The sequence below is a fragment of the Arthrobacter sp. 01T419 genome (genome assembly GCF_056398865.1).
In genome coordinates this window covers 256,198-271,224 of record NZ_JBFTQF010000002.1, presented here as the reverse complement: position 1 = coordinate 271,224, position 15,027 = coordinate 256,198, and the positions used below count along the sequence as shown (strand labels likewise).

14 protein-coding genes are annotated in these 15,027 nt (G+C 65.0%); 11 read left to right on the top strand and 3 right to left on the bottom strand.

What is annotated here, in order from left to right; all coding sequences use genetic code 11:
- The 3 genes from AC1DLO_RS04945 to AC1DLO_RS04935 all read left to right on the top strand — a co-directional run bounded on the left by AC1DLO_RS04945 (nt 1) and on the right by AC1DLO_RS04935 (nt 3,770).
- Entirely contained in the window at nt 1-1,344 is a 1,344-nt protein-coding gene (locus tag AC1DLO_RS04945; RefSeq protein WP_476889457.1) for a geranylgeranyl reductase family protein, read from the top strand.
- A 9-nt stretch (nt 1,345-1,353) separates the two neighbouring features.
- Nucleotides 1,354-2,457, top strand: a complete 1,104-nt coding sequence (locus tag AC1DLO_RS04940) for a polyprenyl synthetase family protein (protein ID WP_184738480.1) — start codon at nt 1,354-1,356, stop codon at nt 2,455-2,457.
- 494 nt (nt 2,458-2,951) lie between these two features.
- Entirely contained in the window at nt 2,952-3,770 is an 819-nt protein-coding gene (locus AC1DLO_RS04935; protein WP_476889456.1) for an endonuclease domain-containing protein, read from the top strand.
- 109 nt (nt 3,771-3,879) lie between these two features.
- Here AC1DLO_RS04935 and AC1DLO_RS04930 read toward each other — a convergent pair whose 3' ends face one another.
- Nucleotides 3,880-4,302: a hypothetical protein gene (locus tag AC1DLO_RS04930; protein WP_184738478.1), complete on the bottom strand. Its 423-nt coding sequence runs from the start codon at nt 4,300-4,302 to the stop codon at nt 3,880-3,882.
- A gap of 13 nt (nt 4,303-4,315) precedes the next feature.
- Complete coding sequence (locus tag AC1DLO_RS04925; protein WP_476889455.1) at nt 4,316-4,987, bottom strand: trimeric intracellular cation channel family protein; 672 nt, start codon at nt 4,985-4,987, stop codon at nt 4,316-4,318.
- A 63-nt stretch (nt 4,988-5,050) separates the two neighbouring features.
- On the opposite strand from AC1DLO_RS04925, the gene AC1DLO_RS04920 reads away from it, so the two are divergent.
- From AC1DLO_RS04920 to AC1DLO_RS04885, 8 genes are all read left to right on the top strand, one after another.
- A complete protein-coding gene (locus tag AC1DLO_RS04920; RefSeq protein WP_476889454.1) occupies nt 5,051-5,749 on the top strand; it encodes a sirohydrochlorin chelatase in 699 nt (232 codons plus the stop codon).
- A gap of 133 nt (nt 5,750-5,882) precedes the next feature.
- Complete coding sequence (locus AC1DLO_RS04915) at nt 5,883-7,628, top strand: nitrite/sulfite reductase (protein WP_476889453.1); 1,746 nt, start codon at nt 5,883-5,885, stop codon at nt 7,626-7,628.
- Nucleotides 7,625-8,341, top strand: a complete 717-nt coding sequence (locus AC1DLO_RS04910) for a phosphoadenylyl-sulfate reductase (RefSeq protein WP_476889452.1) — start codon at nt 7,625-7,627, stop codon at nt 8,339-8,341. The genes AC1DLO_RS04915 and AC1DLO_RS04910 overlap by 4 nt, the downstream gene beginning before the upstream one ends.
- Entirely contained in the window at nt 8,338-9,324 is a 987-nt protein-coding gene (cysD, locus tag AC1DLO_RS04905) for a sulfate adenylyltransferase subunit CysD (RefSeq protein ID WP_476889451.1), read from the top strand. Before AC1DLO_RS04910 ends, cysD begins: the two co-directional genes overlap by 4 nt.
- Nucleotides 9,324-10,736: a sulfate adenylyltransferase subunit 1 gene (locus AC1DLO_RS04900; protein ID WP_345448728.1), complete on the top strand. Its 1,413-nt coding sequence runs from the start codon at nt 9,324-9,326 to the stop codon at nt 10,734-10,736. The genes cysD and AC1DLO_RS04900 overlap by 1 nt, the downstream gene beginning before the upstream one ends.
- Nucleotides 10,737-11,015: 279 nt before the next feature.
- Entirely contained in the window at nt 11,016-12,170 is a 1,155-nt protein-coding gene (locus AC1DLO_RS04895) for an ABC transporter substrate-binding protein (protein WP_476889450.1), read from the top strand.
- A 102-nt stretch (nt 12,171-12,272) separates the two neighbouring features.
- Nucleotides 12,273-13,010 carry an ABC transporter ATP-binding protein gene (locus AC1DLO_RS04890; protein WP_184738462.1) on the top strand — a complete coding sequence of 246 codons (738 nt, stop codon included), beginning with the start codon at nt 12,273-12,275 and terminating at the stop codon, nt 13,008-13,010.
- Complete coding sequence (locus AC1DLO_RS04885; protein ID WP_184738460.1) at nt 13,000-13,974, top strand: ABC transporter permease; 975 nt, start codon at nt 13,000-13,002, stop codon at nt 13,972-13,974. The genes AC1DLO_RS04890 and AC1DLO_RS04885 overlap by 11 nt, the downstream gene beginning before the upstream one ends.
- 10 nt (nt 13,975-13,984) lie before the next feature.
- Here AC1DLO_RS04885 and AC1DLO_RS04880 read toward each other — a convergent pair whose 3' ends face one another.
- On the bottom strand, nt 13,985-15,019 hold the full coding sequence (locus tag AC1DLO_RS04880) for a LacI family DNA-binding transcriptional regulator (protein WP_476889449.1): 1,035 nt from the start codon (nt 15,017-15,019) through the stop codon (nt 13,985-13,987).
- Nucleotides 15,020-15,027: the final 8 nt, after the last annotated feature.

Genomic DNA, 15,027 nt, shown 5'->3' with positions numbered 1-15,027 from the left:
GTGAACGTACTCATTGTCGGCGCAGGACCAGCCGGGTCCACCGCCGCGTACTACCTTGCCCAGGCTGGCATTGCCGTCACGGTGCTGGAAAAGACCAGCTTCCCTCGCGAAAAGGTCTGCGGCGACGGCCTCACTCCGCGGGCGGTCCGCGAAATCCAGAAACTCGGCCTCCGGCACGCCGAAGCCGAGGGCTGGCGCCGCAACAAGGGGCTCCGCCTCATCGCCGGCGGCCGCACCATTGAGCTGCCCTGGCCCGAAGTCGCCGATTTTCCCACGTACGGGCTCATCCGCACACGCCTCGGATTCGACGAAGAGCTGGCCCGGCACGCGCAGGCGGCAGGCGCCGTCGTGCTTGAACGCCACAGTGTTACCGAAGCCCTGCGCGACGACGCCGGGCGGGTCATCGGCGCACGGGCCGCACTCCTCGACGAGTCCGGACGAAAGACGGGCGAAACGCGCGACTTCCATGCCGACGTCGTCCTCGCCGCAGACGGAAACTCAACCCGCACGGCCGTTTCGCTCGGTATGCACAAGCGCGACGACCGCCCGCTCGGTGTCGCCGTCCGCACCTACTTCACCTCGCCCCGCCACGACGACGACTGGATGGAAGGCTGGCTTGAGCTGCCCGGCAAATCCGGCAAACCGCTGCCCGGCTACGGTTGGGCGTTCGGCGTCGGGGATGGCACGTCCAACGTTGGCCTCGGAATCCTGAACTCCTCCAAGGAATTCGGCAAGCTCGACTACAAACAAGTCCTGCGCGAGTGGACCGCCGGAATGCCCTCCGAATGGGGCTACACGCCCGAAAACCAGGTGGGGGAGATCCGCGGCGCCGCCCTGCCTATGGGCTTCAACCGCACCCCGCACTACTCGCCGGGGCTCATGCTCCTGGGCGACGCGGGCGGCATGGTTTCCCCGTTCAACGGCGAGGGCATCTCCTACGCCATGGAGTCCGCCCGCTTTGCGGCCGAGTTCATCATTGACGCGTCCTCGCGCTCCCGTTCCGCGGGATGGACGCACGACGACGCCGACGCGCACCTTTCTCGCTACGCGGACTACGTGCGGGACCAATGGGGTTCACACTTCACCCTGGGACGCATCTTTGCGGCCCTCATTGGCAAGCCCGCCGTCATGAAACTCGCACTGCGAACCGGCATGCCCATTCCGGTGCTGATGCGCTTTGTGGTGAGAGTCCTCGCCAACCTCACGGATGCCTCCGCCAAGGGTTTCGAGGATCGCGTCATCCGCGTTCTCGAGATGCTGGTCCCGGCCACCTCCAACACCACGTCAACCGCCGCATCTACCCGCGCCGGCACCGAATCAACGCTTTCCACCGCGAAAAGTTAGGGTTAACCCGTGACTCACTCTGCCGAACACAGTTGGACGCACGCCGGGCACGGCCTGCCGGACACTGTCGAACCCGCTCCCACCACCACCGCGATCGCCACGGGCCTGCAGCTTCCTGCCGGTTTTGCGGCGATCGCCAAGGACGTGGAGCTGGGACCTGCCATCACCACCAACCTTGCCCGCGTGGAAAAGAAGCTCCGCGAAGCAATCGCCAACTCGGATCCCCTGGCTGACGCAACGTCGCGTCACCTGGTGGAAGCCGGCGGCAAGCGGATCCGCCCGCTGTTGACTCTCCTGTGTGCCCACCTCGGCGACGCCTCCCGCCCGGAAGTGGTCCAGGCCGCCGTCGTGGTTGAACTGACGCACCTCGCGACGCTCTATCACGACGACGTGATGGACTCCGCTCCCTTCCGCCGCGGCGCCCCCACGGCCCATGAAGTCTGGGGCAACTCGGTGGCAATCCTCACCGGCGACCTGATCTTCGCCCGGGCCTCGATCCTGGTCTCCGAGCTCGGCTCGCGTGCACTGGGAATCCAGGCACGCACCTTCGAGCGCCTGTGCCTCGGCCAATTGCACGAAACCGTAGGCCCGCGTGAAGGCGAGGACGCCGTGGAGCACTACCTCTCCGTCATCGCCGACAAGACCGGATCCCTGGTTGCTGCTTCCGGACAACTCGGTGCCATCTTCGCGGGTGCGGACGAGGCTTTCGAGGACGTGCTGGTGGAATACGGCGAGAAGGTGGGCGTGGCCTTCCAACTAGCCGACGATGTCATTGACGTCACCGGCGTCAAGGTCAAGTCGGGCAAATCCCCGGGGACTGACCTCCGCGAAGGCGTGCCGACCCTGCCCGTTTTGCTGCTCCGCAAGGCCGCCGACAATGGCGACCACTCCGCCGTCGAACTCTTGAAGCTGGTAGACGGCGACTTGTCCTCCGATGAGGCGCTGGCGCTGGCCGTCGCCGGGCTGCGTGAGCATCCCGTCACCGCCGAATCGTGGGTCATCGCGCGTCAGTGGTCCGCGGAAGCCATCGAGGCCTTGAAACCGCTGCCCGAAGGCGTGGTCAAGGAATCGCTCACGAACTTTGCCCACGCCGTGGTGGAGCGCGCCAGCTAGATTCGCGACCCGCAGTCCCAACTGACTCGCAGTTGTTGTCGTTTTGACCCTTCATAACGACAACAACTGCGAGTCAGTTGGGCTCAGGGTGGCGGCGTGGGCCCACCGCCGTAGCCAGTTGGGCGGGGACGCACTTAAATGCAATGGCCCCGGTTCCTTGCAACGCTACGAGTCACGCGCTGCAACGAACCGGGACCATAATCTCCGTTCGCATCAGACTCACCGGAGGCATTTAGTGAATCCGGTTACAGCATATGACAGGTTTGTCATGGGTGCAACTTTATCGGTCAAGAGATTTTCCGGGTTTTGGGTTGGCCATCGCGTTCCGTCCTGAAATCCCCACCTTTGGCGCAGCCTTGATCCAAGAGGGCTGGATTCTCGGGGTCAGAATCCGGTTGTCTCAGTCAAAACAGGGGAGTTTGGGCAGCTGACGGTTGTCCACATAACGAAACCACGGCATTTCAACGTCATCGCCGTGCTGCTGGAGTTGACTTATGGACCTCGTTGGCTTCCTGAACTACGCTGGCTCCGCCGCGAAAACTGCCACTGTCAAACAGGCCGGCTTCTCGGACCGTGCCATCCGCGCTGCCGTTGCTGGCGGCGAAATCGTGCGGCGACGCCACGGTGTTCTGGCCTTGCCGGTGGCGCAAGAGGATATCGTCGCTGCCCTCAGCGCCAACGGGTTGCTTACGTGCGTCTCCGGGGCCCGGCACAATGGCGTCTGGGTGCTGCACGAAACTCAGACCCTCCATTTGCTGTGCAGGCACGGCAACGCCAAGGGTTTTGTGATCCACCGCGAATCCGTTGTGGAGACTCAGCACCTCCGTCCAGTGGCCAGCCTGACTGACACGCTGGTCCATTCCCTCCGCTGCTTGCCTGAAATTGAGGCGGCCATCATGGTGGAGAGTGCCCTCCTCCAAGGCAGGACCAATCTTGATTACCTCCGTGAGAGGCTGCCCGGCAACCGGAACGGGGTGGCCAGAAAGGCGCTCACACTGGTCGACGGTTCGGCAGATTCTCCGATCGAGGTCCTGGCGCGGATTCTTTTTCGGCAAGCCGGCATCCGTACCGAGACGCAGGTCGAATTGCCCGGAATAGGCATTGTGGATTTCTTGCGGGACGGCAGGCTGATCGTGGAGGTGGACGGGGAGAGCCACCTACAGCCTCGGCAGGTCAAGAAGGACAGACGCCGCAACAACGCGGGCACTGTGAACGGCTACCTGGTTCTCAGATACGACTATTCGCAGATCGTGTATCACCGAGAAGCCGTCTTAGCCGAGGTTCTCCGAGTCCTTCGCCAACGAGGCCGCTGAAACTCCCCGGTTTTGGCGGACCCGGCGAGGACCAGCCCCGGAAACGATGGGCTCGGGGGCCCAACTTGGCCCAAAGGTGGGGAGAAAGCTCCGGCCCCGTGAAGCAACCCTAGTCTTCGTCGCTGAAAGCCCAGTCGAACATGTCGAACACGAACTCGGAGAACGTGCCTTCTTCGGACTTCCACTGGCCGCGGGCGTTATTGCGGCGCCAGACGATCGGATCCGGAACGCCGAGGTCGCCCACACGGAAGCCCCAGGTGAACTGTTCTTCCTCGTCTTCCAGGAACATGAGGAAGCCTTCGTCGTCCACTTCGAGTTCCTCGGGGTCCCAGAAGTAGTGGTAGGCCTCCATGAGGTCTTCGCAGCCACCGATCGCGAGATAGAACTCACGCAAGACCATGGGAATGGTGAACGAGTGTGCGGACAGGGCCTCATCCAGTTCAGAGGCCGTCAGGCCGTCTTCTTCCTGCCATTCGTCCTCGAGATACTTCGGTACAAGCGCGCGGAACTTCTCGAGGAACATGTCAGTCATGCTCCCATCCTAGCTAATCACGGACACGTGAATCGGCGCCCGATGAGACCCCAGCGCGATGCCATCCGCGGACCGCCAAGGGCACCCGCCAACCGCGGCGCCAAGCCACCACCCGGAACCCGAAAACCAAGACGGCAATCAAGGCGGCCGTCAGCCCGTTGAAGGCTCCCATATTCCAGAGCAACGCCGTCAATGCTGCGCCAGTGAAGGCCGGCAGGGCGTAAAGATCCCGGGCGTTGAAGAGGGTAGGGATTTCGTTGGCCGTGATGTCTCGAAGCAGGCCACCGCCCACGGCCGTGGTGACGCCCAACAGGATTGCAGCCACCGGATTCATCCCAGCAGCAAGCGCCTTGAGTGTCCCCGTGATGCAAAACAAGGCCAGGCCGCCGGCGTCGAACAGGGTCAAGAGGGAAGTAAAGCGTTGGATGCTCGAGAACAGGAAGTACACCAGCATCGCGGCTAACAGCGGCGGCAGCAGATAGACCGGGCTAGTGAACGCCGCGGGCGGCCCGGCGTTGATGATGATGTCGCGGATAACACCGCCGCCCAGGGCCACGAGCGAGGCCAAGAGAAGCGAGCCGATGATGTCGAACTGCTTCTTCGCCGCCAGCAATGATCCGGACACCGCGAAAAAGAAGACGCCGGCCAGGTCAAGCCACACCAGCGCGAGGTCAAAAGTGAACAAATGCGGCTCCATTCTTCGTTCACAGTCGGGAGATCGTGCGTGCCCAACGTTACGCTTGCACCCATGAACAGCCCCGTCTTGATCGCGTGCGCCCACGGAACCCGGAACGTCGAAGGGCAGGCCGCCATCCGCCAGGTCATCGCCGAAATCGAGGCCCTCCGGCCTGGGCTGACCGTTGTTGAGGCCTACGTGGACGTCCAGGAGCCCGAGTTGTCCGGCGTGGTGACGGGCCTCCCGGAAGGTGCGCCCGCCGTCGTCGTTCCCTTGCTGCTCAGCACCGGCTACCACGTCAAGGTGGACATCCCCAAGGCGATCAAGTCCCGTCCGGAGGTGTCCGCGGCGCCGCCGTTGGGGCCGGATCCGCGGCTCGCTGAGCTGCTCGCCGCACGGCTGCGCGACTCAGGCCTGGGCGACGACGACGGCGTCCTGCTGGCTGCCGCGGGCTCGTCGCTGCCGGACGGTTCCGTCGATTCGGAAGAGCAGGCGCGCCAGCTCGCCGAGCTGCTGCCGAACAAGGTGCGCGTCGCCTATGGCGCCAGTGCCGAACCGAACGTGCCCGACGGTGTCGCCGCCCTGCGCGCCGAAGTCACCGAAGACGGCGGCCGGGTCATTGTGTCCTCGTACCTGCTCGCCACGGGCTACTTCCACGACCAGCTGTCCAAGGCCGGGGCCGACGTGGTGACGGCACCGCTGCTGCCCTCTCCGGTCCTCGCGGAAATCGCCCTGGAACGCTACGACGCGGTTGTTGCCGCGCGCTCCTGAGCTGTACTTCGGAATGCACGGCGCGGCCAGGTGGACAAGGCCCCTCGGCGGTTCGTGACGAAATGTTTCCCTAGGTGACTCTTCGTTTCCGGACCCTTTGTTACGCCTCTCCGGCCAGCCCTACAGTCGATGCATGACTGATACAGCTCTAGCCGGAGCGTCTGCGGACGAGGCTGCACCCAAGCGCCCGGCCCGCACCGCCCGTCCTGCCGCGAAACCCCACGGCCAGTGGAAAGTCGACGGCACCGCGCCGCTCAACGCCAACGAAACCTGGAAGCAGGAAGACAACGGGCTCAACGTCCGTGAGCGTATCGAGTCTGTCTACTCCAAGCACGGCTTCGACTCGATCGACGGCACGGACTTGCATGGCCGTTTCCGCTGGTGGGGCCTCTACACCCAGCGCAAGCCCGGGATCGACGGCGGCAAGACCGCCACGCTTGAGCCGCACGAGCTCGAGGACAAGTACTTCATGCTCCGCGTGAGGATCGACGGCGGTGCGCTCACCACCGAGCAGCTGCGCGTCATCGGCCAGATCTCCGTGGACTTCGCCCGCGGCAGCGCCGACCTGACCGACCGCCAGAACATCCAGCTGCACTGGATCCGTGTGGAGGACGTGCCGGAGATCTGGCGCCGCCTCGAATCCGTTGGCCTATCGACCACCGAGGCTTGCGGCGACGTCCCGCGTGTCATCCTGGGCTCCCCGGTTGCCGGCATCGCCAAGGACGAGATCATCGATCCGACGCCGCTGATCAACGAACTCGCGGAGCGCTTCATCGGCGACCCCGAGCTTGCCAACCTGCCGCGCAAATACAAGACCGCCATCACCGGCCACCCCTCGCAGGACGTTGTCCACGAGATCAACGACTTCGGGTTGGTGGGCATGGTCCACCCCGAACTCGGCGTCGGCTATGACCTCTGGGTGGGCGGCGCGCTGTCCACGAACCCCATGCTGGCCAAGAGACTCGGCGCGTTCGTGAAGCCTGAGGAAGCCGCCGAAGTGTGGCTCGGCGTCACCAGCATCTTCCGCGACTACGGCTACCGCCGCATGCGCACCAAGGCCCGCCTGAAGTTCCTCCTGGCCGACTGGGGGCCGGAGAAGTTCCGCCAGATTCTGGAAGACGAATACCTCGGCTTCAAGCTTTCCGACGGCCCCGCTGCCCCCAAGCCTTCAACTCCGGGCGACCACGTTGGCATCCACGAGCAGAAGGACGGCAAGTTCTTCATCGGCGCCACGCCGCTGGCCGGTCGCTTGTCCGGTAGCCAGCTCGTGAAGCTGGCGGACACCCTGGAAGCCCACGGCTCGCAGCGCCTGCGCACCACCCCGCACCAGAAGATTGTTGTGCTGGACGTTGCCAAAGAGCAGGTGGAGCCTCTCGTCGCCGAATTGGATACCCTGGGCCTCTCCGCCCGCCCGTCCGTGTTCCGCCGCGGCACCATCGCCTGCACCGGCATCGAGTTCTGCAAGCTGGCCATTGTGGAAACCAAGGTCACCGCAGCTACTGCCGTTGCTGAGCTGGAACGCCGCCTTGCGGACCTCGCGGACAGCGGCCAGCTGCCCCAGGCACTGTCCCTCCACATCAACGGTTGCCCGAACTCCTGCGCCCGCATCCAGACTGCGGACATCGGGCTCAAGGGCATGATGCTGCCAACGCCCGACGGCGATCCCACCCCCGGCTTCCAGGTCCACTTGGGCGGCGGACTGGCTTCTTCCAACCGCGAAGAAGCAGGCCTCGGACGCACCGTGCGTGGCCTCAAGGTTTACGTCGAGGACCTGCCCGATTACGTGGAGCGGGTGGTCCGGAAGTTCGTGGCCGACCGCGCCGAGGGCCAGACCTTCGCTGAATGGGCACACTCCGCTGATGAAGGAGATCTCCAGTGACATCCACCGTCAACCTTCGCTCCCACGATGAACTGAAGGCCCTCGCCGAAGCCGGCGCGGCTGAGCTCGGTTGGAACGCGCCGGCCCGCGACGTCATCGCCTGGGTGGCCCGCAACTTTGAACTGCCCGCCGTCGCTGTGGCCTGCTCGATGGCCGATGCCGTGTTGCCCGCCCTCGTGGCGGACCAGTTTCCCGGCGTCGACGTTCTCTTCCTGGAGACCGGCTACCACTTCCCGGAAACCCACGCTACCCGGGATGAGGTCGCCGCGAACCTGCGTGTGAATATTGTGGACGTGCTCCCGGAAAACACCGTGGAACAGCAGGACCGCCTTCTCGGCAAGGACCTGTTCGCCCGGGACGCGGCCCAGTGCTGCGCGCTCCGCAAGGTCCAGCCGCTGCGCCGGACCCTCGCCGGCTACGAAGTGTGGTTCACCGGCGTTCGTCGCGACGAAGCCCCTACCCGGACCAACACGCCGCTGATCACGTGGGATGAGACCAACGGTCTGGTCAAGGTCAACCCGATGGCGGACTGGAGCTTTGACCAGTTGGTCCAGTACTCCGAAGACAACATCCTTCCCGTCAACCCCCTCCTGAGCCAGGGCTACCCGTCCATTGGATGCCAGCCGTGCACCAGGAAAGTGGCCCCGGGAGCGGACCCCCGTTCCGGCCGCTGGGCTGGAACCGACAAGACAGAATGCGGACTACACGTATGAGTACCCAAATCACCAACGAGGACACGGAGCTGTCAGTGCTGGAAAAGGACCTTGCTGAGACGCCGGTTGCCGCCCAGCGCGTGGCGGCGGAGCGCCTTTCCTCCCTCGACACCCTCGAGTCCGAAGCCATTCACATCATCCGCGAGGTTGTTGCCGAGTTCGAGAAGCCCGCTCTGCTGTTCTCCGGCGGCAAGGACTCCGTGGTCATGCTGCACCTTGCCACCAAGGCGTTCTGGCCTGGCAAGGTTCCCTTCCCCGTGCTGCACGTGGACACCGGCCACAATTTCCCCGAGGTCATCGACTTCCGTGACCGCACGGTGGAGCGCCTGGGTTTGAAGCTCGTGGTCGGCTCCGTGCAGGAGTTCATCGACCGTGGCGAACTTGCCGAGCGTGCCGACGGCACCCGCAACCCGCTGCAGACCGTGCCGCTCCTGGATGCCATCCAGCGCAACAAGTTCGATGCCGTCTTCGGCGGCGGCCGTCGCGACGAGGACAAGGCCCGTGCCAAGGAACGCATCCTGAGCCTGCGCGACGAGTTCGGCCAGTGGGATCCCCGCAACCAGCGCCCCGAATTGTGGAACCTCTACAACGGCCGCCACACCGTGGGCCAGCACGTCCGCGCGTTCCCCATTAGCAACTGGACCGAGCTGGACGTGTGGCGCTACATCGAGCGCGAAGGCATTGAGCTGCCCGGCTTGTACTACGCCCACGAGCGCGAGGTCTACGAACGCGATGGCATGTGGCGCGCAGTCGGTGAGGTTTCCATGCCGAAACCACACGAGGAAGTGTTGACGAAACTCGTGCGTTACCGCACCGTAGGCGACATGTCCTGCACCGGCGCCGTCCTTTCCGACGCCCGCACCGTTGCCGACGTCGTCGTCGAAGTTGCCGCATCCACACTCACCGAACGTGGCGCCACCCGTGCAGATGACCGCATCTCCGAGGCAGCCATGGAAGACCGCAAGAAGGACGGCTACTTCTAATGAGCACTGAGACTTCACTCCTGGAGACCGGGCTGCGCGAATCCACGTTGTTCCGCTTCGCCACGGCTGGATCCGTCGACGACGGCAAGTCCACCCTGGTGGGCCGCCTGCTGCACGATTCCAAGGCGATCCTTGCCGACCAGCTCGACGCCGTCGCCCGCACTTCGGCGGACCGTGGCTTCGGCGGAGCCGGTGCAACCGGCAGCCAGGCGATCGACCTCGCCCTCCTGACCGACGGCCTTCGTGCCGAGCGGGAACAGGGCATCACCATCGACGTTGCCTACCGCTACTTCGCCACCGACCGCCGCAGCTTCATCCTGGCGGACTGCCCCGGTCACGTGCAGTACACCAAGAACACGGTGACGGGCGCGTCCACTGCGGACGCCGTCGTCGTACTCATTGACGCCCGCAAGGGAGTCCTGGAGCAGACCCGCCGCCACCTGTCGGTGCTGCAGTTGCTCCGCGTGGCGCACGTGATCGTCGCTGTGAACAAGATCGACCTCGTGGACTTCAGCGAGTCGGTCTTCCGCGAGATCGAGACGGACGTGCAGAAGGTTGCCCGCGAGCTTGGCTTGGGCAGCGATGGCATTGCCGACGTCGCGGTCATCCCGGTATCGGCGCTCGACGGCGACAACGTCGTGGACCGCTCGGACCGTACCCCTTGGTACAGCGGCCCGGCCCTGCTCGAGGTGCTGGAAACCCTCCCGGCCGCCGACGAGCTCGAAAGCCACCTGGAGAGCTTCCGCTTCCCGGTCCAGCTGGTCATCCGTCCGCAGGGCGCGCTGGCTCCCGACGCCGTCGCCGCCGGGCTCGACGTCGGAGCGTACCGCGACTACCGTGCCTACGCCGGCCAGATCACGGAGGGGACCGTGAAGCTTGGCGACAAGGTCACTGTCCTGAGCCCTGGCCACGAGCCCCGGATCACCACCGTGACGGGGATCGACTTCGCCGGCAGCGAGTTGGCCGAGGCGACCGCTCCGCAGTCCGTGGCGATCCGCTTGGCCGACGAAATCGACATCGCCCGCGGTGACACCATTGCCGCCGCGGGGACCGTGCGCGAGAGCTCGGCCGATCTGTACGCGGCGCTGTGCTGGCTTTCGCCCAAGCCGTTGCGTGAAGGTGCCAAGGTGCTCGTGAAGCACGGGACCCGAACCGTCCAGGCGCTCGTCCGCAATGTGACGGGCAAGCTGGACCTGGCCACGTTCAACGTGGAGGCCGCCTCCAGCCTCGAGCTGAACGACATCGGCAACGCCCAGCTCAGGCTGGCCGCGCCCTTGCCGTTGGAGAACTACCTGCACCACCGCCGCACGGGCGCGTTCCTGGTGATCGACCCCGTGGACGGCAACACCCTGGCCGCCGGCCTGGTGAAGGACCACCCGGGCGACCACGAGGACGAACGTTACGTCATCTGACTTTCTTGGTAACTGGAACCGCAGCTTGTTTCCCAAACCCCGCCTTCAAGGTCCGGGATGGGAAACAAGCTGCGGTTTTTTGTGCTGGAGACGCCCCAATTGTGACGCCGCGTGAACGTGCGTGACCCCGGGTTTCCGGGTCATTGAACGGCAAATATGACAGTCCTTATGGTGAATCCATGACCTCATCGGATTCGTCCTTGCCTGCCCTCTCGGGGCGATGTCGCAGGGCCTGATAGACGCCCAGCCCCTTCCGCAACGCATCCCAAGGATTCCCCTATGTCAAACACCCCAGAACCCACGCCGCCCGCCTCGAACCCGGGAACCACGCGCATCGTCGCCGGCGAGACCAACAAGCCCAAGCGCCGCCGCACTCTCGAGATCGGCATCGCCGTCGGACTCGTCCTGCTGATCGGTGCCGGTGCCGCCGTCGCATCGGTGGTCGCGAAGAACAACGAAACCCAGGCCGCGGCGGCAACGACGCCCGCCGCAGAACTCCGCCTCGGCTACTTCGGCAACGTCACCCACGCCCCCGCGCTGGTGGGCGTCAGCAAGGGCATCATCGCCGGCAAGCTGGGCAGCACCAAGCTCACCACCCAGATCTTCAACGCCGGACCGGCCGCGATCGAGGCCCTGAACGCCGGGGCGATCGACGCCGCGTACCTGGGCCCCAACCCGGCCATCAACTCCTTCGTCCAGAGCAAGGGCGCATCCATCAGCATCATCGCCGGCGCAGCCTCCGGCGGCGCCCAGCTGGTGGTCAAGCCCGGCATCAACTCCGCCGCGGACCTCAAGGGCAAGACCCTCGCCACACCGCAGCTCGGCGGCACCCAGGACGTGGCGCTGCGCGCCTGGCTTGCCAAGCAGGGCCTGAAGACCAACCCGAACGGCGGAGGCGACGTCGCCATCAACCCGACGGAAAACGCCCAGACCCTCAAGCTCTTCCAAGACGGAAAGCTCGACGGCGCGTGGCTGCCTGAGCCGTGGGCCTCACGGTTGGTGCTCCAGGCTGGCGGCAAGGTCTTGGTGGACGAGAAGGACCTGTGGGAGAAGGGCCAGTTCCCCACCACCATCCTGATCGTCAGCAAGAAGTTCGCCGCCGAGCACCCCGACACGGTGACAGCCCTGCTCCAGGGCCACGAGGCCTCCGTCAAGTGGCTCAACACCGCCTCGGCCGCGGACAAGGCAAACGCCATCAACGCCGCACTGAAGGCGACCGCAGGCAGCACGCTCCCGGCCGACGTCATCGACCGCTCGCTGAAGAACATCACCTTCACCGTGGATCCGCTCGCCGGAACCTACAAGAAACTTCTCCAGGACGGGGTTGACGCCGGCATCACCAAACCGGCCGACATCAACGGGATCTTCGACCTCCGCGCGCTCAACAGCGTCACCGGACAGAAGACGTCGGCCGCCGGACTGGGCCAAGACTGAACTGACTGGCAGTTGTTGTCGTTCTGAAGGCTCATAACGACAACAACTGCCAGCTAGTTGGGTGCACATTCAACAACGAAGCAACAAACGAAGGACGGGACCATGCCAGTCGTACTGGAACACCTGGGTAAACGCTTCGGCGACGGCGCCCCGGTGCTGGACGACGTCAACGCCACCATCGAGCAAGGCGAGTTCGTCGCCCTGCTCGGCGCGTCCGGCTGCGGTAAATCCACCCTGCTGAACATCCTTGCGGGACTGGACCAGCCGACGTCGGGCGCTCTGGAGGTGCCCAGCGACGGCGCCGCCTTCATGTTCCAGGACTCTGCGTTGTTTCCGTGGCTCACGGCCCGGGGCAACATCGAACTCGCGCTGAAACTCGCCGACAAGTCCGGCCGCACCAGCAAAGCGTCGCGTGCTGCCCGTGCAGGCGAACTGTTGGACCTCGTCCACTTGGGTGGTGCGGGGGACAAGCGCCCGCACGAGCTCTCCGGCGGCATGCGGCAGCGCGTCGCACTGGCCCGCGCTTTGGCCCAGGACCGGCAACTGCTGCTCATGGACGAACCGTTTGCCGCGCTCGATGCCATCACCCGCGACCTTCTCCACGACGAGCTGGAGCGGATCTGGAAGGAGACGGGCCGCACCATCGTGTTCGTGACCCACAACGTGCGCGAAGCCGTCCGGCTCGGGCAGCGGGTACTCCTGCTGTCCTCCCGTCCGGGACGGGTTGTGGCCGAATGGAACGTCACCGAGGAACATCGGACCGACGCCGGCCGTGCCGGGGAACTGACCGGAACCATTACCCGCCGCCTGCGCGAGGAGATCCGCCGCCATGCCAATTGAACAAGAAACGCGACTCGTCGCGGGAGAGACTGCGGAGAACGCCGCTGAGGCCGCAACAGAAGCAGCCCCGCAGTCCCGCCACATCACCTCGCCGTCCCTGAAGGGAAACCCGGACGAACTCCGGGACCTCGAGGCCGGCTTGGACAAGCTGCAGTCGGACGCACACCGCAAGGCGCGCATCGACTGGACCCGGATCATCCTCCCGATCGCGGCGCTCCTGGTGCTCATCCTGGCGTGGCAGTTCTATGTCTCGCTGGGCTTCAAACGCCGAGACCAGGTTCCCGGCCCGCTCGATGTCTTGGGCCAGTTCGGTGCTCTTTGGGCCGAAGGCAAAGCCCAGGAAGCCGTCTGGACCTCGCTTCAGCGCGGCGTCATCGGGTTCCTCATTAGCGTTGCCGTGGCCACTCCGCTGGGCCTGCTCCTCGCACAGGTGCAACCGCTGCGCCGCGCCTTTGGCCCACTCATCTCCGGACTCCAGGTACTGCCGTCCGTGGCTTGGGTTCCCGCAGCCATTATCTGGTTCGGACTCTCGGACGGGACTGTGTATTTCGTCGTCCTGATGGGCGCCATCCCCTCCATCATCAACGGTCTGATTTCCGGCGTCGACCAGATTCCGCCGCAATACCGCAGCGTGGGCAAAGTCCTCGGAGCATCCCGGATCCAGATGGCCTTGCAGATTGTCCTGCCGGCGGCTCTTCCCGGCTACCTCGGCGGGCTCAAGCAGGGCTGGGCTTTCTCGTGGCGTTCGCTCATGGCCGCCGAAATCATCGCGGTGGGCGGAACCATTGGCTTCGGGCTCGGTTCGCTCCTGGACCAGGGCCGCACCCTGTCCGACATGGCCACGGTCATGTCCGCGATCCTGGCCATCCTGTTCGTGGGCATCCTGATCGAACTGTTGGTGTTCGCGCCGATTGAGCGCCGCCTCCTGCTTCGCCGTGGCCTGCTGGCGGGGAGCACTCGCTAAGCGCACGATCTTAGCGGGATGTATCCCGGACCGTGGTCAGGATGGGGAGGGCTGACGGCTTGGTTTCGGTGCCGGTGATTGCGCCGTAGAGGACCTCCATGAGTTCGTAACCGCTCACTTGTGCGTCCACACCCATGGTGCTCAAGGCAGGACGCGTCTGGCTGGCAAGCGGGACGTCCTCGCAGGCAATCACTGCTACGTCACCGGGGATGGAAAGTCCGGCGTCTTCGATGGCCCGGACGACCCCAAGGCCCATCGGCACTGTCGCCACGACGACCCCGTCCAGCGGCTCTCGTCCGGCAAGGTAGCCGGAAACGATATCCAGGGCACCCTCGTAGGAATACAAGCTCTTGAAAACCCGGGACGCCACTTCCTCGCCTCGCGCACCGGATTCCTTGAGCGCGCGGGTGTAACCGGTCATGAGTTCACGGCCGATATAGGTGCTTTGCAGGCCGCCCACCAAGATGATGTCGTGCCGACCATCGGCGAGTAGGCTCGTAGTGGCTTCGTAGGCTATCCGTGCGTAGTCCGCAGCGAGAGAGATCACGTTCGGGATCACAGGCTCCGCCGTGGTGATGACCACCGGGGTTCCACCCTCCGATGCCCGGCTCATGGCATTACGCACCGCCGGAGCGGTGAGGTCGTCGGCGGTGGCGATGATGATGCCGTCAGTGCCCTGCAACGGAAGCCGGTCAAGGAACCCCACAAGACGGTCCTCACTATGGTCCAGATCGCATAGCAGCACACTCATGTTCCGGTCCTCTGCTGCGTGCGTTACGGCTTTGGCCAGTCGACCATGGAAGGGCTGGGAAATGTCCCCGACCAACAGGGCGACCGTGTTGGTCTTGCCACTGCGGAGGCTTCGTGCCGCAGTCCGTGGAACGTAGTTCAGAGCCGCGGCGGCGTCGCGCACACGCGCAAGAGTCTCGCTGGAGAGGCTAGCGGGCTCGTTCATCGCACGGGAAACCGTGGTGCGGGATACGCCGGCGGCGCGGGCCACATCCAGGATGTTCGCGGAAGGCGGGGCGTTTGGTGTCTTGGGCATCGACCTTA

Excerpts from the sequence above, each read along its gene's own strand:
- AC1DLO_RS04895 (WP_476889450.1), top strand. The coding sequence starts at position 11,016 with ATGTCAAACACCCCAGAACCCACGCCGCCCGCCTCGAACCCGGGAACC.
- AC1DLO_RS04930 (WP_184738478.1), bottom strand. The coding sequence starts at position 4,302 with ATGACTGACATGTTCCTCGAGAAGTTCCGCGCGCTTGTACCGAAGTAT.
- AC1DLO_RS04920 (WP_476889454.1), top strand. The coding sequence starts at position 5,051 with ATGAACAGCCCCGTCTTGATCGCGTGCGCCCACGGAACCCGGAACGTC.
- cysD (WP_476889451.1), top strand. The coding sequence starts at position 8,338 with ATGAGTACCCAAATCACCAACGAGGACACGGAGCTGTCAGTGCTGGAA.
- AC1DLO_RS04915 (WP_476889453.1), top strand. The coding sequence starts at position 5,883 with ATGACTGATACAGCTCTAGCCGGAGCGTCTGCGGACGAGGCTGCACCC.
- AC1DLO_RS04935 (WP_476889456.1), top strand. The coding sequence starts at position 2,952 with ATGGACCTCGTTGGCTTCCTGAACTACGCTGGCTCCGCCGCGAAAACT.
- AC1DLO_RS04890 (WP_184738462.1), top strand. The coding sequence starts at position 12,273 with ATGCCAGTCGTACTGGAACACCTGGGTAAACGCTTCGGCGACGGCGCC.
- AC1DLO_RS04900 (WP_345448728.1), top strand. The coding sequence starts at position 9,324 with ATGAGCACTGAGACTTCACTCCTGGAGACCGGGCTGCGCGAATCCACG.
- AC1DLO_RS04885 (WP_184738460.1), top strand. The coding sequence starts at position 13,000 with ATGCCAATTGAACAAGAAACGCGACTCGTCGCGGGAGAGACTGCGGAG.
- AC1DLO_RS04880 (WP_476889449.1), bottom strand. The coding sequence starts at position 15,019 with ATGCCCAAGACACCAAACGCCCCGCCTTCCGCGAACATCCTGGATGTG.